This window comes from Streptomyces sp. NPDC043726, assembly GCF_056436565.1.
Genome location: NZ_JBWKCI010000005.1, coordinates 512502 through 535214, shown reverse-complemented (window position 1 = coordinate 535214; position 22713 = coordinate 512502). Strand labels below are relative to the sequence as shown.

General features: G+C 71.0%; 12 protein-coding genes and 2 pseudogenes. 3 read left to right on the top strand and 11 right to left on the bottom strand.

The features are described from left to right. Positions 1 to 294 precede the first annotated feature (294 nt). Positions 295 to 1881, top strand: a complete 1587-nt coding sequence (locus AC068Z_RS17980) for a carboxylesterase/lipase family protein (RefSeq protein WP_478556246.1) — start codon at positions 295 to 297, stop codon at positions 1879 to 1881. Between the two features lie 50 nt (positions 1882 to 1931). Here AC068Z_RS17980 and AC068Z_RS17975 read toward each other — a convergent pair whose 3' ends face one another. Beyond that, a complete protein-coding gene (locus AC068Z_RS17975; protein WP_478556245.1) occupies positions 1932 to 3587 on the bottom strand; it encodes a tannase/feruloyl esterase family alpha/beta hydrolase in 1656 nt (551 codons plus the stop codon). Positions 3588 to 3861: 274 nt separating this feature from the next. Between AC068Z_RS17975 and AC068Z_RS17970 the strand changes: the two genes are divergently transcribed. Further along, the gene (locus AC068Z_RS17970) at positions 3862 to 5118 is read left to right on the top strand and encodes a hypothetical protein (protein ID WP_478556243.1); all 1257 of its coding nucleotides are present in this window, start codon (positions 3862 to 3864) and stop codon (positions 5116 to 5118) included. Positions 5119 to 5135: 17 nt separating this feature from the next. On the opposite strand, the gene AC068Z_RS17965 is transcribed toward AC068Z_RS17970, so the two are convergent. The 10 genes and pseudogenes from AC068Z_RS17965 to AC068Z_RS17920 all read right to left on the bottom strand — a co-directional run bounded on the left by AC068Z_RS17965 (position 5136) and on the right by AC068Z_RS17920 (position 21596). After that, positions 5136 to 5612, bottom strand: a complete 477-nt coding sequence (locus tag AC068Z_RS17965) for a (2Fe-2S)-binding protein (RefSeq protein WP_478556241.1) — start codon at positions 5610 to 5612, stop codon at positions 5136 to 5138. A 54-nt stretch (positions 5613 to 5666) separates the two neighbouring features. Next, entirely contained in the window at positions 5667 to 7976 is a 2310-nt protein-coding gene (locus tag AC068Z_RS17960; RefSeq protein ID WP_478556239.1) for a molybdopterin cofactor-binding domain-containing protein, read from the bottom strand. A gap of 242 nt (positions 7977 to 8218) precedes the next feature. Next, the gene (locus tag AC068Z_RS17955) at positions 8219 to 8809 is read right to left on the bottom strand and encodes a sarcosine oxidase subunit gamma (protein ID WP_478556237.1); all 591 of its coding nucleotides are present in this window, start codon (positions 8807 to 8809) and stop codon (positions 8219 to 8221) included. Then, positions 8802 to 12022: pseudogene (locus tag AC068Z_RS17950) on the bottom strand (sarcosine oxidase subunit delta family protein). Before AC068Z_RS17950 ends, AC068Z_RS17955 begins: the two are co-directional and overlap by 8 nt. 28 nt (positions 12023 to 12050) lie before the next feature. Continuing rightward, on the bottom strand, positions 12051 to 13283 hold the full coding sequence (locus AC068Z_RS17945) for a sarcosine oxidase subunit beta family protein (protein ID WP_478556235.1): 1233 nt from the start codon (positions 13281 to 13283) through the stop codon (positions 12051 to 12053). A gap of 132 nt (positions 13284 to 13415) precedes the next feature. Further along, positions 13416 to 15854 (bottom strand): GcvT family protein, encoded by a 2439-nt coding sequence (locus AC068Z_RS17940; RefSeq protein ID WP_478556233.1) that lies wholly within the window; start codon positions 15852 to 15854, stop codon positions 13416 to 13418. Positions 15855 to 16046: 192 nt separating this feature from the next. Next, a complete protein-coding gene (locus tag AC068Z_RS17935; protein ID WP_478556231.1) occupies positions 16047 to 17009 on the bottom strand; it encodes an ABC transporter substrate-binding protein in 963 nt (320 codons plus the stop codon). A gap of 13 nt (positions 17010 to 17022) precedes the next feature. Further along, a complete protein-coding gene (locus AC068Z_RS17930) occupies positions 17023 to 18549 on the bottom strand; it encodes an ABC transporter permease (RefSeq protein ID WP_478556362.1) in 1527 nt (508 codons plus the stop codon). Between the two features lie 473 nt (positions 18550 to 19022). Then, positions 19023 to 20108, bottom strand: a complete 1086-nt coding sequence (locus tag AC068Z_RS17925) for a quaternary amine ABC transporter ATP-binding protein (RefSeq protein WP_478556229.1) — start codon at positions 20106 to 20108, stop codon at positions 19023 to 19025. 20 nt (positions 20109 to 20128) lie between these two features. After that, positions 20129 to 21596: pseudogene (locus AC068Z_RS17920) on the bottom strand (aldehyde dehydrogenase family protein). 218 nt (positions 21597 to 21814) lie between these two features. Between AC068Z_RS17920 and purU the strand changes: the two are divergent. Next, on the top strand, positions 21815 to 22687 hold the full coding sequence (gene purU, locus AC068Z_RS17915) for a formyltetrahydrofolate deformylase (protein WP_478556227.1): 873 nt from the start codon (positions 21815 to 21817) through the stop codon (positions 22685 to 22687). The last annotated feature ends 26 nt before the right edge of the window (positions 22688 to 22713 follow it).

The window sequence follows — 22713 nt, the reverse complement described above, 5'->3', positions numbered from 1 at the left end:
CAGAGGGTGCGGGGCCCCTGGGCGGTTCCCGAGCCCGGCAGACCGCCCGACGCCCCCTGACGCGAACGGAAGTGACCCTCGGTCACCTCGGCTCGGGTGTCGGGCGGTTGCGGACCGAGTGTGGAGCCGGGGCGGAGTTCTGTCCAGCATATTGCTGACAATATTGACTGCGGTTACGTTCACACCGGCCACCCCTCGCCCCTAGAAGAGCAGGGAGCTATGAGACCGCCCACCACCACACGCGGCAGAGTCCGCGTCGCACTCACCGCCCTTTGCCTCCTCGCCCTGGGACTCATGCCGATCGTCGCCCAGGCCCAGTCGTCCTCGAAGTCCGGATCCCGTCCCGTCTCCGCCGTGGTGCAGACGGCGGACGGCAAGGTCCGGGGCATCCACCGCACCGGCTACGCCGCCTGGCTCGGCATCCCGTACGCCGCCGACCCCTCCGGCGCGGCGCGCTGGACCGCGCCCCGGCCCGCCGAGAAGTGGCCGGGCGTCCGTGACGCCACGTCCTTCGGCTCGCGATGCGCGCAGAACACCGGGTGGGACCCCGGCTACGAGAAGACCGTCACCACCGAGGACTGCCTCGGCCTGAACGTCTACGTCCCCGACTCCGCCCGCGCCCAGGCCCCGGTACTGGTGTGGATCCACGGCGGCGGCTTCACCGGCGGCGCGGGCCAGGACACCAACCCGCGTCAGTTCGCCACCCAGACCGGCACGGTCGTCGTCACCGTCAACTACCGGCTCGGCGTGCTCGGCACCCTCAACCTCCCCCAGTTGACGGCCGAGAGCGAGAACGGCCCCGGCAACTACGGCCTCCTGGACCAGCAGGCGGCCCTGCGCTGGGTGCAGGCCAACATCTCCGGCTTCGGCGGTGACCCGAAGAACGTGACCATCGCGGGACAGTCCGCCGGTGCCGGCTCGGTCTGCGACCACCTCACCTCACCCACCGCCCGGGGCCTGTTCGCCCGCGCGGTCATCATGAGCGGCGGCTGCAACCTCCAGTCCGCGGCCTCGGGCCAGGCGCAGAGCACCGCCTTCGTCAAGACCGTCGGCTGTGACACCGCCCCCGACCTCCTCGCCTGCCTGCGCGCCAAGCCGACGGCCGAACTCCTCGCCGCCCAGCGCACGTCGGGCGTCTCCCTCTCCCTCGGCGGCCGGGCCTTCCCGGTCAACCCGGCGACCGCCGTGCAGACCGGCGCCTTCCACCGGGTCCCCGTCCTGCTCGGCCAGACCGACAGCGAGCGCGGCCTGTCCACCTTCCAGAACTACGACTATCTCGGTACGCCGATGACGGCCGACCGGTACGAGGCCGCCGTCCGCTCGGCCTACGGGGCTTCCGCCGACAAGGTGCTGGCCGAATACCCGCTCAGCGCCTACGACACCCCGGGCGAGGCCTGGACCGACGCCCAGAACGGCTCGACCTCGTACTCCCGTCAGCAGCTCATGGCGGCGTTCGCGCGCTGGGTGCCGACGTACGCCTACGAGTTCGCCGAGAGCGACACCCCGCACTTCACCTCGATCCACCTCATCCAGCAACGCAGCGAGGCCGCCCGCGACTTCCCCTTCGGCGGCGCGATCCACGTCGACGATCTCGGCTACCTCTGGGACTACCTCGGTCAGACCCTGCCGTACGACGACGATCAACTGGAGCTGTCCCGGCAGATGATCACGTACTGGGGCCGGTTCGCCGCCTTCGGCGATCCGAACGGGTCCGGTACGCCGGACTGGCCCAAGTACCGTTCCGCGAGCGGTGAGTTGATGGCACTGGCCGCCTGCGACAGCTCTCCGGCGAGTGGTGAGCCCCCGGCCGCCTGTTCCCAGGCGAGCCGGGACTTCGCCGACAAGCACAACCTCGGTTTCTGGGCGAGCCTGACCCCGTGAGGACGACGAGAGGGGGCCGCCCGGCGACGGGCGGCCCCTTCTGTCTTCTCTCACACCTTGCCCTTCCTCACCACCCACTTGCCGTCGACCCAGTTGCCGACGGTCTCGTAGCCGGAGCGGAAGGAGCCGAGCCAGTTCAGGGTCAGGCCCGCCTGGGCGGTGGACTTGACCGGGGTGTAGCTGGCGGGGTCGTCGGCCGGGCCGCCGGTGGTGTTCTTCGCGACGTAGGGGAAGGCGTAGGCGGGCCGGGCGGACGTGACGTTCCCGCTGCCGTCGAGCGCCCTGGTCAGCAGGCTGTCAGGCGCCTCGCCCCGCGTGACCCAGTCGACGATCGCGGTCAGCGCGTCGAGGCTGTCCGGGCCCTGGCCGCCACCGCAGTGCGCGACACCGGGGAGCAGGAAGAGCCGGGCGAAGTCATCGGTCGAGGTCCGCTTCTGCACGGCCTTGAAGTACTCCAGTGTGCCGACCGCCGGGATGTGCTGGTCCCCGAGCCCGTGCCAGAGGATCAGTTTGCCGCCGGACTTCTTGAAGGCCCTCAGGTCGGGGTCGGTGGCGTCGTACATGCCCTCGCCGAGCCGCATGACCTTCTTGTAGTAGGCGGCCGTGAACTTGACGTCCTTGTACGTCAGGGTCGGCTGCGGGCTGTCGAAGATCTGGTAACGGATGGTCTCGCGGACGAAGTTCATGTCGCCGGTGGTGCCGGTGGCCGTGGTCGGCACGATGACGTTCGCCCAGTTCAGTTCGGAGCCGCGCAGTTGGTAACCGGGGTAGAGCAGCTTGCCGTTCTCGTCCGTCGGGCCGGCGTAGATGCGGCGCAGGGTGGTGACCTGATCCGCCGTCAGGCAGTAGTCGGCGGCCGTCGAGGTCTGTCCGGCCGCGCACTTGATGCTCGCCGGGTCCCAGTCGCAGGCGAACGGGTCGGCGATGACGCCGTCGGCGGGGGCGCCGCAGCCCTTGAGCGCGGCCGCGTGGATCGGGGCGAGGTCGGCGGTGGTGATGGTCGCCGGGCCGCCGTCGAGGAAGACGGACTGCGCGGTCCAGGCGTGCGAGAAGGTGTTCAGGGCGGTGAAGTTGTTGGCCGGGGCTCCGGCGATGATGCCGTCGAAGTCGTCCGGGTAGCGCTGGGCCTCGGTGAGGGCCTGGTGGCCGCCCTGGGAGCAGCCGTCGAAGTAGGAGTGGGCCGCGGGTCGGCCGTAGTACTTCTCGATGACGGCCTTGGCTGCCTGGGCGAGCAGGTGGTCGGACTTGTAGCCGAAGTCGGCGCGCAGGGTGGGGTCGGTGGAGAACAGGCCGCCGCCCTGGTAGTGGCCCTCGTCGCTGGAGGCGACGGCGAAGGCTCCGTCGGTCAGCGGGGCGCAACCGCTCGACGCCGGGGCGCTGTTGGTGCTGACGTTGCCGCACAGGCCGCCACAGCCGAGCTGGAGGTAGTCGGCCTGCCAGCCCGACTGGGGCAGCCGGAGCTGGAAGTGGATCTGGGGCGCGATCACGCCCTGCACATTGCAGTACGCCCAGTCCCCGAGGGAGTTGTCGGCGGCGGCGACCACGGCGGCGGAGCCGATCTGGAACGGGACGTCCGGGACGGCGGCGGCGAGGTCCAGCGACCGGAGGTCGGGGCAGGACATCGCGGGGGCGATCCCTGAGGAGGTGTCGGCGGCGGAGGTCGTACCCGCCGAGGTGTTCGCGAGCGCCACACTCGCGCCGGTCACGACCGCGAGGCAGACGGCGAGAACCGTCAGGAAAGGCCGGGTTTTCCACCGACACCATCTCAAGAGCGTGGGCATGCTCTGTCTCCGTTCGATCGTCGAGGGAAGGAGCCGCGGCGGTACAGCGAGGAACGTAGCCCCAAGGCTCAGGTGACGACAAGACAGTCGACGAAATTGTTGACACTCGCAGGCCCGGGGCGGCCCTCGTTGTCAGTGCCTCGCCGTAGTCTCCTGGTGATCGCCCGGTTCAGGGGGCGGGAGAGGCGAGGGGGTTGTGGTGCGCAGGCCGGTCGAGGGGGAAGTGCATGTCCACTACGGGCAGATCTACGTCGAGAGCGATCCGGACGCCTGCGGCACGGATCTCGCGGACTCGTTCGCCGGGCAGCGGGCCGGGCTGTGCGGGGCGGCCGTACCGGGTGCCCTGTTCCTGCTGACCGGGCTGCACACGGGAAGCGTCGGCTTCACCGTCGAGGTCCATGACGAGGAACCGCGGTTGGACCCGGCGTGGGAGGACGTCGTGGAGGTGTCCTTCCGGCCCGCCTCGGACAGCGCCTCGCTCGTGGAGTGGGGCGGCGAGGACTCCTGGGAGCTGGACCTGGAGGAGATCGACTACCGCGTGCGCTACTGCGCCAGGGGCATGGACGCCGGGAACGAACTCGACACACGGCTCGACGAGGAACCCCAACAGGACTCCTACCTCCTGCAGTTCTGGCCCGGCACGCCCGCCCCGGACCGCGTCGTGAAGCAGACCTCCGGGATCGCCGCTTACTGGCACGACTACGCCCGCGAGCAGCCGCCGCCTCCCACGCCCGCGGAACGCGCCGAAGCCGAGCGCCTGGCCCGTGAGGCTCAGGAACGGCAGGACCGGGAGCGCCGGCTCGCCCACGAGCGGTGGGAGTGGGGCGGCCGGCTTCCGAGCGACACCCTGCGCAGCGTCCGGGGCAACGTGCGCGGTCTCCTGGAGTTCGATCCGGCCCTCGTCCACGCCCTCGACGCGGCAGGACCCGACACCCAGCGCGCGGTGGCCGTGCTGGCGGCCCGCCGTGCCTGCGAGGCGGCCGGTCTCGCCGCACTCGACTGGGTCGCCGCGGGCCTGACCGCCCTGGACGAAGGGCGCCCGCTGCCGCCGCCCTTCGACGACTGGGACCGCATGTGGCAGGCCCTTACCGACGACCCCGCCGCGCCCGACGGGACCGTGGGCCGGGCCGTCCCACCCGAGCGGCCCCCTTTCCGGCCCGAGCACGAGAGCCCGGCGCAGGCGATCGTGGGACCCGCGGCCGCCATCGTGACGTCACCCGCGGCGCAGCCCTCGACGGGCCGCGTCCGAGGGGCCTCGGCCGGGCTGCTGGTCACCCACGGAGCGCCGGACGCCTCCTTGCGCATGTCCCAGCCTCACATGGCGCTCCCCGCGATTCCCGGCGCCGCCGAACCCGACCCGCTCCGGGCCGCCCTGGACGCGGTGTTCGCGGCGGTGGTCACGTACGGCGAGGACTACCCGGCGCTCCTCCAGCAGATCCGGGCGGCCCTGCGGTGACCGGACACGCGGCGCCCTCACATCATCTCGGCGCCCGCCCTGATCGCCTCGCGGATGCGGAAGTACGTGCCGCATCGGCAGACGTTGCGGATGGCGTCCAGGTCGGCGTCGGTGATCTCGCGGCCCTCCTCCGCCACCCGACGGACGAGGGCCACGGCCGCCATGATCTGGCCGGGCTGGCAGTACCCGCACTGCGCCACGTCCTGGCCGAGCCAGGCCTGCTGCATCGGGTGGAGGTCGGCGCCGACGGTGTCCGCCAGGCCCTCGATCGTGGTGACCTCGTCCGTCGGCTCCAGCTTCCCCACCGGGATCGCGCAGGGGTTGACCGCCTTGCCGTTGAGGTGGCTGGTGCACGCCTTGCACACGTTGATGCCGCAGCCGTACTTGGGCCCGGTGACGCCCAGGATGTCCCGCAGGACCCACAACAGGCGTTCGTCGTCGGCGACGTCGACGGTCACCTGCTCACCGTTGAGGCGGAATGTGTGCTCGGGCATGGCTACTCCTCGTCCGGGAGTCCGCGAGACCGGACATCCGGAAGTCCTGAACGGTCAGCGGGCGTGGTCCAGGCCGTCGGTGGGGGACGGCGGGACGGGCGGGACGGTGGGCTTCGGGGTGAAGGAGAGCGTGCCGTGGTTGATCGGGAAGGTGGTGGGCATCGTGCCGGTGGCACGGCCGTAGGCGCAGGCCACCGCCGCCATGGAAGCCGCCACGCCCAGCTCCCCCGCGCCGCCCGGTTCCCCGGTGGTGGTCGGCATGACGATGATCTCCAGTTCGGGCGGGGTGTTCCACTGCCGGGTGTAGAAGTAGTTGTCCCAGCTCGCTTCCAGGAAGTGGCCGTCCCGCAGGTGCAGACTGGACGTCAGGGCCAGCGCGATGCCGTCCATGACGCAGCCCATCATCTGCGCCTCCAGACCGCGGGGGTTGACGGCGAGCCCGACGTCCACGGCGAACACGGCCTTGGTGACGCGGGGTCCGGTCACCCCGTCGCGCACGGGCCGGTTCACGGTCCCGGGCCGGCAGTCGATCTCCATCAGCGCCGCGCTCACCGAGTGGTACTCGGAGTGGAAGGCGATGCCCTGTGCGGTCCCGTCGGGCATGTCCCGGCCCCAGTTCCCGGCCTCGGCGACCTTCTCCAGCACCGCCCGGGCACGCTCGTCGCGCAGGAAGTCCCGCCGGAAGCGGTAGGGGTCCTTGCCCATTCTCGACGCCAGGCGGTCCACGACGAGTTCGCGGGCGCAGGTGGCGTCGGGCGAGTACACATTGCGCATGCTGCCGGTGTTGAAGCCCTTGTCCGTCTCGCTCAGGAGGCGGCTGTGCACACCGAAGTCGTACGGCATCGACTGCGACAGCTGGAAGAAGGTCTCGGAGAAGCCGATGTCCCCCACCGGCAGCCGCGCCGCCAGAGCCGTGAACACCTCGCCGAGCCCGTGCCCCAGGTCGGTGGCCACGCTCGTGTGCCGCTGCCTGTAGCCGAGGACGGTGTCGCCGAGGTAGTCGACACGGACCCGTGAGGTGGCCATGGGGTGGGTGCGGCCCTGACGGGCGTCGTCGGCGCGATGCCACATGAGCTTGACCGGTTTGCCGATCTTCCGGGAGATCTCGGCGGCTTCCAGCGCGGCGTCGAAGAAGAGCTTGCGTCCGAACGAGCCACCGCCTTCCGCGACATGCACGGTGACCGCGCCGGGCGGCAGCCCCAGCTTGGCGGCGATGGTCTGCTGGGCGACGATGGGCGACTTCAGGGACGCCCAGATCTCGGCCCGGTCGGAACGTACGTCGGCTGTCGCGCAATTGGGTTCGAGCGCGCTGTTGCCACGGAAGTGGAAGGTGAACCTTCCCTCCACGCTCGGCGTCAACGGCGGCAGCCCGAGCGGCAGTTCGGCTGCCTTCAGCTCCTCCAGCACGGTCGCGTCGGACTTGCCCTCCGCGGTACCGGGCCGCCACGACACCCGCAGGGCGCGTACGGCGTCGATGCACTGCCCGAAAGTCCGGGCCCGTACCGCCACACCGGTGGAGATCACGACGGCGTCGGTGACGCCCGGCAGGGCGCGGACCTCGTCGAGGTTGGCCACGGATCCGACCTTGCCGTTGATCGTCGGCGCACGGCACACCATGGTCGGCATGGCGTCGGGGATGTCGAGGTCCATGGCGAACTTCTTGCGTCCGGTGACCGCCGCGAGGGCGTCGACACGGCCGCGAGGCGTGCCGATGACGGAGAACCGCTCAGGCGGCTTGAGCTCGACGGCGACCTGTTGCGAGTGGCTGCTCGCGGCCTTCTCGGCGAGTTCGCCGATCCCGATGCTCTGGCCTGCGAGGTCGGTGATGACACCGGCCTTCAGGGTCAGATCGGTGACCACCGCGCCGAGTTCGACCGCAGCGGCCCGCAACAGGCGTCCGCGGGCGACGGCGGCCGCGACCCGGACCGGGGTGTAGGTCGAGACGGTCGTGTTGGAGGCACCGGTGAGCTGGTTGAACACCAACTCGGGCCGCGCGTCGGCGAGGGTGACCCGCACCCGCTCCAGCGGTACGTCCATCTCCTCGGCGATCAGCATGGCCGTGGAGGTGGTGATGCCCTGCCCGACCTCGGCCCGCGGCAACGCGAACGACACGGTGCCGTCCGCATGGACCTCCACCCTGATCAGGTTCGAGGTCGGCAGCGCGGCCGCGCTCATCACGTCGTTCAGATCGACCAGTTCGGTGAGTTCGGGCGAGGGTATGCCGTCCGCCACGGCCCGCCCGGCGGACCCGAGTTCGGCAGCGGCCACCAGGGTCGGGGCGGCCAGCACGAACCCGAGGAACCGCCGTCTGCCGAGGCCGGGCCCACCGCCCTCCGGCCGAGCCGGACGATCAGCACCGCCCATCGGCGTCCCCTCTCCCTCGCCGGCACCCCGCACCCGGGCCGCCGAAGCCGGTGACGCACGCTACGCGACCCGATCACCGACCGCCAGGGTGCCGCCGCGGGCCTCATGAGGTCGATGCGACCCATCAGGGGCCGGTCACCGGAAGTGTTGAGGAGGGTCATTCGGGCTCTCCTCGTACCGGCTCCGGGCAGGGTTGGCTGACGCCACACGTCGATGTCCAGCGGCGTCCGTGGGACGGTCACTCAGACGTACTCCGTCGCCGCGTCGAGGAGCCAGTCCGTCAGGTAGCCGGCGAACGACGAGCGGACCAGGATCCAGAACCCGGCCCTGGGCTCGTCCCGCGCGACCACGACGACCTGGGTGCGGCCCAGTGTCGACTGGGCGCAGCGGCCGGGGCCGAAGGCGCGGGGGTGCAGGTCGAGCCGGCAGCCGTGGGCCAGCAGGTCGCGGGCGCGGGGGCCCGAGACGAGGAGCGTGGTGCGCTGCGCGGAGACGTCGGTGACGGAGACCGGCGCGTCACCCGCGGCTCCCCGGATCCGCTCCTCCAGCTCCCGCTCGCTGCCCGGCGGCGCCACGAGCAGCCACTCGTCCGGGCCGAGCCACAGCGCGGTGAGCCCGCCCGCGCGGACCACGGTGTTCGGCTGGAGCGGCAGTTGCAGGTCCAGGGCGAGGCCTACGGCTTCCGCCGCGGCTCCCTTGGCGTCGAGGCGCACGTCGAGCTGGGTCAGGAAGGGGAGTTCGGCCAGCCGGATCGCGCCTCCGGAGCCGCGGGTGGCGGCGGCCAGGCGGCCGGCGGCGTGCGACAGGGGGCTGGTGAGTGCGGTGTCAGCCATCGCGGCGGGTGCTCCCTCGGGGTCGTGGAGGACAGGGCCGGCGACGGTCACCGGCACCAGGTGGTCGCCGACGGGGGCGTACAGCCGTTCGCCGATGCGGTCCCGGCCGCCCTTGATCAGGGCGAGCGCGAAGGTCCGGCCGAGGGCCGCGCTGCGGTAGCTGGAGGTGACATGGCCGAGCATCGGGACGGGCGGGGCGGGCAGTTCGCGCTCGGCGACCAGCTGGGTGCCCTCCGGGAGCAGCGTGCCCGGGTCCTCGGGGAGCAGGCCGACGAGGTGCTTGCGGTCGGGGCGGGAGGTGTCGGCGCGGAGGTGCGACCGCTTGCCGATGAAGTCCGGCTTCTTCTTCGACACCGCCCAACTCATCCCGAGATCCTGGGGGGTGACCGTGCCGTCGGTGTCCTGGCCGATGATCGGGTAGCCCTTCTCGGCCCGCAGGACGTGCATGGTCTCCGTGCCGTACGGGGTGATGCCGTACGGGGCGCCGGCCTCGTGCACCGCCTCCCACAGGGCGAGCGCCTGCCACGGCGACACGTTGATCTCGTAGGCGAGTTCGCCGGAGAAGCTGATCCGGCAGACCCGGGCCGCGATGCCCGCGACGGTCGTCTCCCGCCAGGCCATGAACGGGAAGTCCGCGTTGGACACGGCCAGTTCGGGCGCGAGTGAGCCGAGGACCGCGCGGGACTTCGGGCCGACCAGGGCGACCGTGGCCCACTGCTCGGTCACGGAGGTGCAGTGCACCTTCAGCTCCGGCCACTCGGTCTGCAGCCACTCCTCCATCCAGTCCAGTACGGCGGCGGCGTTGCCGGTCGTCGTGGTGACCAGGAAGCGGTCCTGGGCGATGCGGATGACCGTGCCGTCGTCGAAGACCATGCCGTCGGCGCGGCACATGACGCCGTAGCGGATCATGCCGACCTTCAGGGTGCTGATCATGTTGGTGTAGAGCCGGTCGAGGAAGGCACCGGCGTCCGGGCCCTGGACGTCGATCTTGCCGAGGGTGGAGGCGTCCATGAAGCCCACGCTCTCGCGGGTGGCGGCGCACTCGCGCAGCACGGCGGTCTCCCTGTCCTCGCCGTCCCGGGGGTAGTACCAAGGGCGCTTCCACTGGCCGACGTTCTCGAACAGGGCGCCGTGCGTGACATGCCACGCGTGGAGGGCGGTCGTACGGACCGGGTCGCTCAGTGCGCCCCGGTCGCGGCCCGCGAGGGCGGCGAAGGAGACCGGCGTGTACGGCGGGCGGAACGTGGTCGTACCCAGCGCCGAGATGTCCACGCCGAGCAGCTCGGCGACGACTCCGCCGGCCAGGACACCGGACGTCTTGCCCTGGTCGTTGGCGGTGCCGGCCGTCGTGTAGCGCTTGGTGTGTTCGACCGAGCGCAGGCCGGCGCCGGTCGCGCGGGCCAGGTCGTCGACGGTGACGTCGCGTTGGAGGTCGACGAAACGGGGGGCGTCGGCGGTGCCCCCCGGGACGACGTACACGTGCGTCGGGGGCGTCTGTCGCGGCCGCGCGGGCGGTTCCGGGAGGCGGGGCGACTCGGACGGGTAGCCCTCGGCCTCCACGGCTCGGGCTCCGGCCGCCGCGCCCTGCGCCAGGACGGTGGCCAGGTCGAAGGCACCGCTCGCGCTGCCCGCCACCTCGACCGCCTGCCGGCAGGTGTCCGGGACGAAGGAGCCGAGGGTGTCGTCGTGGCGGAGCCTGCCGCCCGACTGGCTGAACAGGTGCGCCACCGGGTTCCAGCCGCCGGAGACCAGCAGCAGGTCGGCGGCGAACCGCCGCTGCCCCGCGGTCTCCCCGTACGGCGCGACGGTGACGGCGGTGAGGCGGGCCTCGCCCTCCGTGCCGGTGACGGCGTGGCCGGCCAGCACCTCGATGCCGGCCGCCCTCGCGCGCTCGGCCCACTCCCCCGGTGCGGGGCGGACGTCGACGATCGCCTCGACGGCCAGGCCTGCCGAGGCGAGGTCGAGCGCCGCCTCGTAGGCGCTGTCGTTCGTGGTGAAGATCACCGCCCGGCGGCCGGGCAGGGCGCCATGGCGGTTGACGTGGGCGCGGGCCGAGGCGGCGAGCATCACTCCGGGACGGTCGTTGTCCGGGAAGGCCAGTGAGCGCTCGTGGGCGCCGGTGGCGAGGACGACGCGGCGGGCGCGGATGCGGTGGACGCGTTCGCGGGAGACCGTGTCGGGGGCGTCGGCGCCGAGGTGGTTGGTGCGGCGTTCGACGGCGAGGAGGTGGTTGTCGTCGTAGTAGCCGAAGACGGTGGTGCGGGGCAGGACGCGGACCTCGGGGGCTTTGGCCAGCCGCTCCGTCGTCTCCCTCACCCAGTCGAGGTGTTCGGCCGTCCCGAGGAGGCTGCCGCCCGGTTCCGGCTGGTCGTCGGCGAGGATGACTCGGGCGCCGCTGTTCGCCGCCGCGGCCGCCGCCGCGAGGCCGGCCGGGCCTGCTCCGACGATCAGCAGGTCGCAGTGGGCGTGTACGGCGTCGTACCGGGCGGGGTCGGGGGTGGTGGCGAGGCGGCCCTGGCCGGGGAGGCCGGTGGCGACCAGGCCGTCGTAGAGCTCGACGGTCGTGGCCGGGAGCATCGGCTCGGGGAAGGGTTCCTCGATCTGGATGACCGCGTTGGGTTCTTCGGCGCCGGCCGAGAAGATGCCGCGGGGGCGGCCCAGTTTGATGCTGGTGCCCGTCCGGATGACGCCGTTGGCGAGGAGGGCGGAGGCGAGGGTGTCTCCCTGGTAGCCCTGGTATCGGGTGCCGTCGAAGGTGAAGGTGAGGGGGGTGTGGCGGTTGATTCGGCCGCGGGTCGGGTGGCGGAACGGCTGGTTCTCGCCCCCGCCGCCCCTACCCGTCCCGTCCTGAAGGGGCTCCGCCCCCTCGACCACACACGCCGGACGGGCTGAGAGACGCGGAAGTTCCGGAAGGGCCGGCGCCCATGCCCTCGGCTCGGCCGGTGCCGGGCGCTGTTCGCCCGGGCGGTAGACCGCCAGGAGTTCGTTCGTCGACGTGTCCCGTACCGCGTTGAACCAGCGGCGGCAGCCCGACGCGTGGCTCCAGCGTTCGGCGAAGGGGCCCCTCGGGTTGTCGCGGAAGAACAGGTAGCGGGCCCAGTCCTCGTCGGAGAGGGACGCCGGGTCCTGCGGGTAGGGCACGTGGGCCTGGCCGCCGTAGTGGAACTCAGCCTCGTCGCGGGGCCCGCACCACGGGCAGGGGATGAGCAGCATGGATCGGCTCCCAAAGCGTCCAGTGGTCCTAGTGGGCCACCGCGGCCGCGCCGTGCTCGTCGACGAGCGCGCCGGTGGTGAAACGGTCGAGCGAGAAGGGGGCGTTCAGCGGGTGCGGGGCGTCGTGGGCGATCGTGTGGGCGTAGACCCAGCCCACGCCCGGGGTCGCCTTGAAACCGCCCGTTCCCCAGCCGCAGTTGAGGTAGAGGTTGTCCACCGGAGTGAGGCCGACGATCGGTGACGCGTCGGGGCTGACGTCCACGATGCCGCCCCAGGTGCGCAGCACGTGCGCGCGGGCGAAGACCGGGAAGAGCTCCAGGGCCGCCGACATCTGCTCTTCGATGATGTGGAAGGCGCCGCGCTGCGTGTAGGAGTTGTACGCGTCGATGCCCGCGCCCATCACCAACTCCCCTTTGTGGGCCTGGCTGACGTACACGTGGACCGCGTTGGACATGACGACCGTGGGGTGGACCGGTTCCAACAGCTCCGAGACCAGGGCCTGCAACGGGTGGCTCTGGAGCGGGAGTTCGATGCCGGCCATCGCCGCCAGCACCGAGGTGTGGCCCGCCGAGCAGAGCGCCACCTTGCCCGCCGCGATGGGGCCTCGGTCGGTCCGGACTCCGACCACCCGGCCACCGGCCACGTCCAGACCCGTGACCTCGCAGTTCTGGATGATGTCGACGCCCGCCGCGTCCGCCGAGCGCGCCAGGCCCCAGGCCACGTGGTCGTGCTTGGCGATGCCGGCGCGCGGCTGGTAGGTGGCGCCCAGGACCGGATAACGCACGTCCTGCGAGGTGTTGACGATCGGGCAGACGTCCTTGACGCCGTCCGCGTCGAGCCACTCCGCGTCCACGCCGTTGAGACGGTTGGCCTCCACCCGTCGCACGCTGTCGCGGACGTCCTGGAGGCTGTGGGCCAGATTCAGCACGCCTCGCTGGGAGAACAGGATCGGGTAGTCCAGTTCCTCGGCCAGGCCCTCCCACAGCTTGAGCGCGTGCTCGTAGATGCCGGCGCTCTCGTCCCACAGGTAGTTGGAGCGGATGATCGTGGTGTTGCGGGCCATGTTGCCGCCCGCGAGCCAGCCCTTCTCCAGCACGGCGACGTTGGTGATGCCGTGGTTCCTGGCCAGGTAGTGTGCGGTGGCCAGGCCGTGTCCGCCGCCTCCGACGATCACCACGTCGTAGGACCGCGCGGGCTCCGGGTTCCGCCACAGCCGCTCGGGGTGCTCGGGGAGGTCGGCGCCGGGGGTGCGGGGGCTCATCGGGCGTCTCCGTTCAGCGCGTTCATACGGTGGTCGCGTTCCTCTCGGCGGCCTCGACGACGTCGGCCGGCAGCATCGCCCGGGTCATGGGGCCCACCTCGCCGGGCAGACCAGGGCCTGGTCTTCCCCCGGTCAGCCACGGAGGCGGGACATCGTCGGGTCGAACAGGGGCTCCTCGGCCACGACCGCCTCGACGTACTGGTCGAAGTAGCCGATCCGCAGGGCCGTGCCGGGGGTGGTGAGTTCCGTCGGGAGCCAGGCGTACGCGATGCCCTTGCCGATCGTGTAGCCGTACGCGGCGCTCGTGACGTAGCCGACCGGGCGGTCGCCGTCGTACACGGGCTCCTTGCCCATGACGACCGAGCGCGGGTCGTCGATGGTCAGGCAGGTCAGCCTGCGCCGGACGTCGGCCTTGCGGCGCTCCAGCGCCGCCTTGCCGATGAAGTCGCCCTTGTCGAGCTTGACGGCGAAGCCGACGCCGGCCTCGTAGGCGTCGTGCTCGAAGGTCATGTCGGTGCCGAAGGAGCGGTAACCCTTCTCCAGGCGCAGGCTGTTGAAGGCGCCGCGGCCCGCGACGACGCCGCCGAGGGGCCGCGCCGCCCGCCACAGGGTGTCCCACAGTTTCAGGCCCTGGTCGGCGGTGGTGTAGAGCTCCCAGCCGAGTTCGCCGACGTACGACAGCCGCATCGCCGTCACCGGGACGCTGCCGACGTGGGCGCGCTTGGCGCGGAAGTACTTCAGGCCCTCGTCGGAGAAGTCCTCGTCCGTCAGGGGCTGGAGGACCTTGCGGGCGAGCGGGCCCCACAGGCCGACGCAGCAGGTGCCCGGCGTGATGTCACGGACCTGGACGGTGCCGTCGGCGGGGAGGTGGCGGGTGAACCAGTCGAGGTCGAGGTTGCCGTTGGCGCCGACCTGGAAGAGGTTGCGGGCCAGGCGGGCGACGGTGATGTCGCTGCGGATGCCGCCGTCGTGGTCGAGGAGCAGGGTGTACGTCACCGAGCCGACGGACTTGGCGACCTTGCCCGTGCACAGGCGCTCCAGGAGGTCGGCGGCGCCGGGGCCGCTCACCTCCAGGCGCTTGAGGGCCGTCATGTCGTACATCGCGACGGTCTCACGGGTGGCCTGCGCCTCGGCGCCGACGACGGGCGACCAGAACCGCGCGGCCCAGTCGTTGGGGGTGGGGACGGTACGGCCTTCCACCAGCTCGGCGTTGGCCTCGTACCAGTGGGGGCGCTCCCAGCCGTTCGCCTCCAGGAAGAAGGCGCCCAGCTCCTGCTGGCGCGCGTGGAAGGGGCTGGTGCGGATCGGGCGCGGATCCCCCGACGGCTGCAGCGGATGCAGGATGTCGTAGACCTCGACGAAGTTCTGGCAGTCGCGGGCGAGGACGTACTCCGGGGCGAGCTGGTGCGGCTCGAAGCGGTTGACGTCGCACTCGTGCAGGTCGAAGGACGAGCAGTGGCCGTCGACCAGCCACTCGGCCATGGCGCGGCCGACGCCGGCGGAGTGGGTGACCCAGACGGCTTCGGCGACCCAGAAGCCCTTGACCTCCCGCGACTCGCCGAGCAGCGGGAAGTTGTCGGTGGTGAAGGAGAACAGGCCGTTGATGCCCTCCTCGACCTTCGCCTCGCGGGTCGCCGGTAGCAGGGACCGGGTCTCGGTCCAGGCGTCCTCGAAGTCCTCCTCGGTGAACTGCAGGACGGACGGCATCTCGTCGGCCTCGGCCACGGAGAGGATGTCGTCGGCGGAGACCGGCATCGGGCGGTGGCCGTAGGAGCCGATGCCGATGCCGTCGAAGCGGTCGCGGTAGTAGAGGTCCGCGTCCTGGTGGCGCAGGATCGGGCGGACCGCCTCCTCGGTCTGGCCGGCGAGCGCCGGAATCGGTCCGGTCCAGGCGAGTTGATGGGCCAGCGGGGTCAGCGGGAGGTTCATGCCGACCATGCGGGCGATCCTCGGGCCCCAGATGCCGGCGCAGCACACGACGATGTCGGCTTCGAGGTCGCCCCGGTCGGTGCGGACGCCGGTGACCTCGCCGTCGGCCCGGAGGATGTCCAGCACCTCGTGGCGGGCCAGGAAGGTCACACCGCGCTCGGTGGCCCGGCGGATCTGGGCCTCGACGGCGAGGACGGCCTTGGCGAGGCCGTCGGTCGGGACGAGGAGGCCGCCGAGGACCCTGTCGCGGTTGACGAGCGGGTGCTGCTCGACGCACTCGTCGGCGCTCAGGATCCGTGCCTCGACGCCCCAGGCGGTGATCCAGCCGTGCCGGCGGTGCAGTTCCGCGAGCCGCTCCGGGGTGGTCGCCACTTCCAGGCCGCCGACCTGGAGGAAGCAGGGCTTGCCGTCGACGTCGAGGGAGCAGAGCTTCTCGACGGTGTAGCGGGCCAGTTCGGTCATCGTCTTGGAGGAGTTGGTCTGGAAGACCAGGCCGGGGGCGTGCGACGACGAACCCCCGGTGGCGGGGAGCGGGCCCTGGTCGACCACGGTCACTTCGGTCCAGCCGCGTGCGGAGATCTCGTCCGCGAGCGCCGCGCCGACGACTCCCGCTCCGATGATGACCACTCGGGGTCCCGCCATCGCCGCACCTCCGGTTGAGTTGCTTCGTGCGCAACGTGATTCAGGTTGCGCAACTCAATGTGCCTGCCGCCGCGGAGGGGTGTCAAGAGGTCCGGTGACGTCGGGCAACGGCGGACAACGCCCCGGAAAACAGCGATGCCCGGTGGGCGGTACGCGTCACCGCGCACCGCCCACCGGGCACCCGGCGAGTACTTACTTGATCCAGGCCTCCACCTTGTCGCGGTTGGCCTCGACCCACTTCTCGGCCGCCGCTTCGGGGGTCATCCGGTCCACGGCGATGTACTTGGCCACGGCGTTCTGGTCGTCGTTGGTCCAGGTGAAGTTCTTGACCAGGTCATAGGCGGGGCTGCCGGACTTGGCGAACTTCGCGCTGACGATCTTGTCCAGCTTGTACACGGGGTAGTCGCAGTTGACCTTCTCGGGGTCGGCGTCGCAGCCCTCCTCGTACTCGGGCAGCCTGACCTTCTGCAGCGGCACCTCGGACATGAACCACTGCGGCTCGTAGAAGTAGCCGATCACCCATTCCTTGTCCTTCTCCGCCTTGCGGAAGGCCTGGATGAGGGCGGTCTCGCTGCCCGCGTAGACGACCTTGTAGTCCAGCTTCAGGTTCTTCACCAGCGACTCGTCGTTGGTGAAGAACGAGGGGTCCCCGTCGAGGAGTTGGCCCTTGCCGCCGGACTCGGACGTCTTGAACTCGGCCGCGTACTTGTCGAGGTTCTTCCAGTCGAGGATGTCCGGGTGCTCCTTGGCCAGCCACGGCGGCACGTACCAGCCGATGAGACCTTCGTTGCCGGTGGGGCCCGCGTCGACGGCGGTCTTCTGGTTGGTGATGTACTTCTTCTTCAGGTCGTCGTGGCCCCAGTTCTCGACGACGGCGTCGACCTCGCCCGTCCCGAAGCCCTGCCAGGCGATCTCCTCCTTCAGGTCCTTCTTGGTGACCTCGCAGCCCAGGTCGTGCTCCGCGACGTACGCGATGACGGCCGCGTTGGCCTCGTAGCCCACCCACGGGTTGACCGCGAGGTTGAAGGTGCCGCACTTGCCCGATTCACCGGAGCCGCCGGCGCTTTCGTCACCGACCTTCGCACCGCCGCAGGCCGTGAGGGTGAGGCCCAGTATCGCCAGGCCGGCCGCGCCGGCTCGCCAGTGTCCTGCCATGGTGTGGTGCTCCTTATGCGCCGACGCGGCGCGCCGCTGCCTGAGTGATCCGGTCGAACATGACGCCGAGAAGGACGATGGCGAGCCCCGCGGCGAGCCCCTTCCCGAACAACTGCCCCTGTGAGAAGCCGGCCACGACGTCGTAGCCGAGGGCGCCCGCTCCCACCAGGCCGCCCACCACGACCATCGCCAGCACGTAGATCAGGCCCTGGTTGGTCGCGAGGGCCAGGGCGCCGCGGGCCATGGGCAGTTGGACCTTAATGATGATCTGCCAGGTGTTGCACCCGGCGGCGGTGGCCGCCTCCACGGTGGTGGCGGGCACGTTCCGGATGCCGTCCGCGATGATCTTCACGGCGACGGGGGCCGCGTAGACGACGGCGGCGACGATCGCCGTGAAGCGGGTCGCGCCGAACAGCGCGAGGAACGGCACGAGATAGACGAAGGGCGGCATGACCTGGGCCGCGTCGAGGCTCGGCCGCAGCAGCCGGTCCACCAGCGCGCTGCGCCCCATCCACACGCCGAAGACGACGCCGAGCACCATCACGAGCACCGTGGCGACGACGGTCGACGCGAGGGTCGTCATGCTGTCCGACCACACCCCGGTGGCGACGAGCAGGCCCACGCACACCGTGGTGGTGATGCCCGCGCGCAGGCCGCCGAGGACGACGCCGAGCGCGATCAGCGCCGCGCCGACGAGCCACCAGGGTGAGTCGGTGAGCAGGGTCTGGAACGGGTTGAGCAGCCCGTTGGTGAGGGCGTCGCGGAAGGCGTTGGTGAGGCCCGAGAGGTTGTCCTGCGCCCAGGTGGTCACGGTGTCCGCGCCGCTGGAGATGGCCCTGCCGGTGTCGCCGTCGCCGGGGAACTCCGCCGCCCACACATAGGTGTGGGACAGGTAGACCAGCACCGCCATGACCGCCGCGCCCGCGCCCAGCAGGGGGCGCCGCCAGGTCGAGAGGCGGTTCCATGAACGCCGGGCGGCCTCCTCGCGGGTGCTCGCCGCGGTGGTGACCCGGTCCAGCACGATGGCCAGGACGACGATGGCGAGACCGGCGTTGAAGGCCGTGCCGACGTCGAGCGACTCCAGGGCCTGCATGACGGTCTTGCCGAGGCCGGGCGCGTCGATCAGGGCGGCGATCGTCACCATGGCCAGGGCGGCCATGATGGTCTGGTTCACGCCCAGCACCACGGTCCGCTTGGACATCGGCAGCAGGACCTTCTGCAGGGCCTGCCGTGGGGTCGCGCCGAGGGAGTCGGCCGCCTCCACCGTCGTCGCCGGCACGGAACGGATGGCGTGCGCGGTGATGCGGATCGCGGGAGGTGCCGCGTAGATCACGGTCGCGATGGTGGCGGAGGCCGGGCCGATGAGGAAGAACAGGGTCAACGGGGCCAGGTAGACGAAGGTCGGCATCGTCTGCATGAAGTCGAGGAAGGGCGTGACGATCCGGTTGAACCGGTCGGACAGCCCCGCCCACACGCCGAGCGGGATCGCGAAGAGCAGTGCCACGAAGACGGCCGAGACGGTGAGCGCCAGGGTGTCCATGCTCTCCTGCCACAGGCCCTGCAGGCCCAGGAAGGTGAACCCGGCCACCGCCAGCAGCGCGACCCGCCAGTTGCCCACGGCCCAGGAGACATAGCCGGCGATGCCGACGACACCGAGCCAGCCGATCCGCGGCACGGGCCGGTCGGCGGAGGGTTGTGAGATGAGCTCCTGGACGAAGGTCACCAGGGTGTCGATGGCCAGGCGGATCTCGTTGAAGAAGTACAGGAAGAGCGGGTTGGAGTTGCGGTTGGCGCCGATCGAGTCGTTGACGTCGTTGAACCACCGGTGCAGATCGGTCAGGTCGGCCGCCGCGAGGGCGAGGGTCTGCTTGCCGCGCAGGACGGCGAACAGCACCAGCCAGACGACCAGGACCGCGCCGACCAGCATGGACCTGCTGATCTTGCGCGTCTCTTCCACGGGCGCCGCCGGTTCGGCCTCCCGTGTCCGTTCCGGTTTCTCCACGGCGACGGTCATCAGGCGCCGCCTGCCTGTCCGGCGACCACCGCGAGGATCTCCTCGTCGCCGACGATGCCGAGCAGCTTGCCGTCCTCGACGACCTTGACCGGCTTGTCGGCCGCGAGGACGGCCCGCGTGGCCTCCTTCACCACGACGTCCGGGCCCAGCTCGGGTCCGTCCAGGGCGTCGCCGTCGGCGACCGGCCGCATGATCCAGCGCAGGGTGAGCACGTCGCCGCGCGGCACGTCCTTGACGAACTCGCGGACGTAGTCGTCGGCCGGGGCGCCTACGAGTTCGTCGCCGGTGCCGCACTGGACCGTCCTGCCGTCGCGCATGATGAGGATGCGGTCGCCGAGCTTGAGCGCCTCGGAGAGGTCGTGGGTGATGAACACCATCGTCTTGCCGACCTCGTGGTGCAGCCGGATGACCTCGTTCTGCATGTCCCGGCGGATCAGCGGGTCGAGCGCCGAGAACGGCTCGTCGAAGAAGAGCACGTCGGGATTGCCCGCCAACGCGCGGGCGAGGCCCACGCGTTGCTGCATGCCACCGGACAACTGGTCCGGATAGGAGTTCTCGTAGCCCGCGAGACCCACCAGTTCGACCACCTCCTGGGCCCGCTTGACGCGCTCGGCCCGGCCGGTGCCGCGGATCTCCAGACCGAACGCCACGTTGTCGACGACGCGGCGGTGGGGCAGCAGACCGAAGTGCTGGAAGACCATGGAGAACTTGTGGCGGCGCAGCTCGCGCAGCCGCTTGTCGTCGGCCTGGCGGATGTCCTCGCCCTCGAAGACGACCTCGCCGGCGGTGGGTTCGATCAGCCGGGTCAGACAGCGCACCAGCGTGGACTTGCCCGAGCCGGACAGGCCCATGACGACGAAGACCTCGCCGGGCGAGACGTCGAAGTGGACGTCGCGTACGGCGGCGGTGCAGCCGGTGCGGTCCATGAGCTCGCGCCGGGTGAGTCCGCACAACTCCTCGGAGCCCGGCACCTGGTCGGCCTTCGGCCCGAACACCTTCCACAGCCTGCGCACGGAGACGACCGGGGTGGAACCCGGTTCCTTGGGCGTGCCGCGCCGCTGCGGCACCTCGGTCTGTGTGGTCACGTTCGACCTTCTTTCGGCGTTCAGCCGCGGAACCAGTGCTGCGGCCGGGGTCGGATGTTCTGCCAGACGTGCTTGGGCTCGCGGTACTCGTTCAGGCCGGTCGGTCCCAGCTCCCGGCCCACGCCCGAGTGCCCGAAGCCACCCCATTCCGCTTGCGGCACATAGGGGTGGTAGTCGTTGATCCACACCGTGCCGTGGCGCAGCCGCCGGGCGACCCGCTGGGCCCTGCCGGAGTCCTGCGTCCAGACGGCTCCGGCGAGTCCGTACTCGGTGTCGTTGGCGATGCGCACGGCGTCGTCCTCGTCGGTGAAGCGCTCCACGGTGAGCACGGGCCCGAAGGACTCCTCGTGCACCACGCGCATGTCCTGCCGGCACTCGTCGAGCACGGTGGGCAGGTAGAAGTGGCCGTCCGCGAGCGCCTGTTCGCCGGGCCGGGCGCCGCCGCAGCGCAGTACGGCTCCTTCGGCGAGCCCGGCGGCGACGTACGCCTCGACCTTGGCCAGGTGCTGCGCGGAGATCAGCGCCCCGGTCTCGGCGTCGGGGTCGAAGGGGCCGCCGAGCCGGATCCGCCGGGCCCGGCGGACGACCTCGTCGACGAAGCGGTCGCAGGGAGTCCTGGACGATGAGCCGGGCCCCGGCCGAGCAGACCTGGCCCGAGTGCAGGAACACGGCCGTGAGGGCGAAGTCGACGGCCGTGTCGAAATCGGCGTCGGCGAACACGACGTTGGGGTTCTTGCCGCCGAGTTCCAGCGCGACCTTCTTCACGGTCGCGGCGGCGGTGGCCATGATCCGCTTGCCGGTCTCCACACCGCCGGTGAAGGAGACCATGTCCACGGCCGGGTGCTCGGCGAGCGGCGCGCCCGCCTCGGGCCCGGCGCCCAGGACGAGGTTCGCTACGCCGGCCGGGAGCCCGGCCTCTTCAAGGGCCTTCATCAGCAGGACGGAGGTGGAGGGGGTGAGCTCACTGGGCTTCAGGACGATCGTGTTGCCCGCGAGGAGGGCCGGGGCGACCTTCCAACTGGCCTGCAAAAGCGGATAGTTCCAAGGCGTGATGAGCCCGCACACCCCGACCGGCTCGTAGACCACGCGGCTCACGGCGTCCTCGCGGCCGGTGTCGATCACGCGTCCGGCGTCGGTGCCGGCGAGGCCGCCGTAGTAGCGGAAGCAGGAGACGACGTCGGCGATGTCGTACTCGCTCTCCACCAGCCGCTTGCCGGTGTCCAGGGACTCGGCGCGGGCGAACTCCTTGGCGTCGCGCTCGAGGAGGTCGGCGGTGCGCAGCAGCAGCGCGCCGCGCTCACGCTCGGGGGTGTCCGGCCAGTGTCCGGCGTCGAAGGCGCGGCGGGCGGCGGCGATCGCGGCCTCGGTGTCGGGGCGGGTCGCCTCCGAGACGGTCGCCGCGAGGGTGCCGTCGGCGGGACAGCGGATGTCCCGGTGTCCGCCGGCGACCGGATCCCGCCATTCGCCAGCCACATACAGGTCTGCCACGCGACGAGCCTTTCCATGGAAATTCGTTGCGCATCGTGCACCTGATTGCTTGTGGTGGAACACAGTGTCGAATGGACCGACCGACGTCAAGAGGTTGACCGATGACGATTTCGCGATGCGTGCCGTTGGCCATCCACCCTTGACCGCGCACGGCACCGAGCCGACCATGTTGCGTATCGCTCACCATGTTGTGCATTACGCACCGACGGAGGCCGCACATGTCCCCCCGACCCCAGCCCGGCCGTGAGTACGTCCTGACCCTCTCCTGTCCCGACAGCGCGGGACTGGTGCACGCCGTGAGCGGCTTTCTCGTCAGGAACTCCGGAAACATCCTGGAAAGCCGGCAGTTCGACGACCGACTTCAGGACCGCTTCTTCATGCGGGTCCACTTCGACGTCTCCGACCCGGAGACCGAACTGGAAGGCCTGCGCCACCGGTTCGGCCCCGTGGCCCAGGCCTACGGCATCTCCTGGGCCCTGAGCGAGGCCGCCACGCCGACCCGCACCCTCATCATGGTCTCCCGGTTCGGCCACTGCCTGAACGACCTGCTCTTCCGCTGGCGCACCGGCGCCCTCAACATCGAGATCCCCGCGATCGTCTCCAACCACCGGGACTTCGAGGGCCTCGCGGAGAGCTACGGCATCCCCTTCCATCACATCCCGGTGACCAGGGACACCAAGCCCGAGGCCGAGGCGCGGCTGCTGGAGCTGGTGCGCGAGCTGGACATCGACCTCGTGGTACTGGCCCGCTACATGCAGGTCCTCTCCGACGACCTGTGCAAGCAGTTGGAGGGCCGCGCCATCAACATCCACCACTCCTTCCTCCCCAGCTTCAAGGGTGCCCGCCCCTACGACCAGGCCTACCGGCGCGGAGTGAAGCTCGTCGGCGCGACGGCGCACTACGTGACGCCGGACCTGGACGAGGGCCAGATCATCGAGCAGGACGTGATCCGGGTGGACCACTCGCTCGACCCCGGCGACCTGGTCACGGTCGGCCGGGACGTGGAGGCCCAGGTGCTCGCGCACGCGGTGAAGTGGCACAGCGAGAGCCGGGTGATGGTGGACGGCAACCGCACGGTGGTCTTCCGCTGAGCGCACGCACGACTGAGCGCACGCGC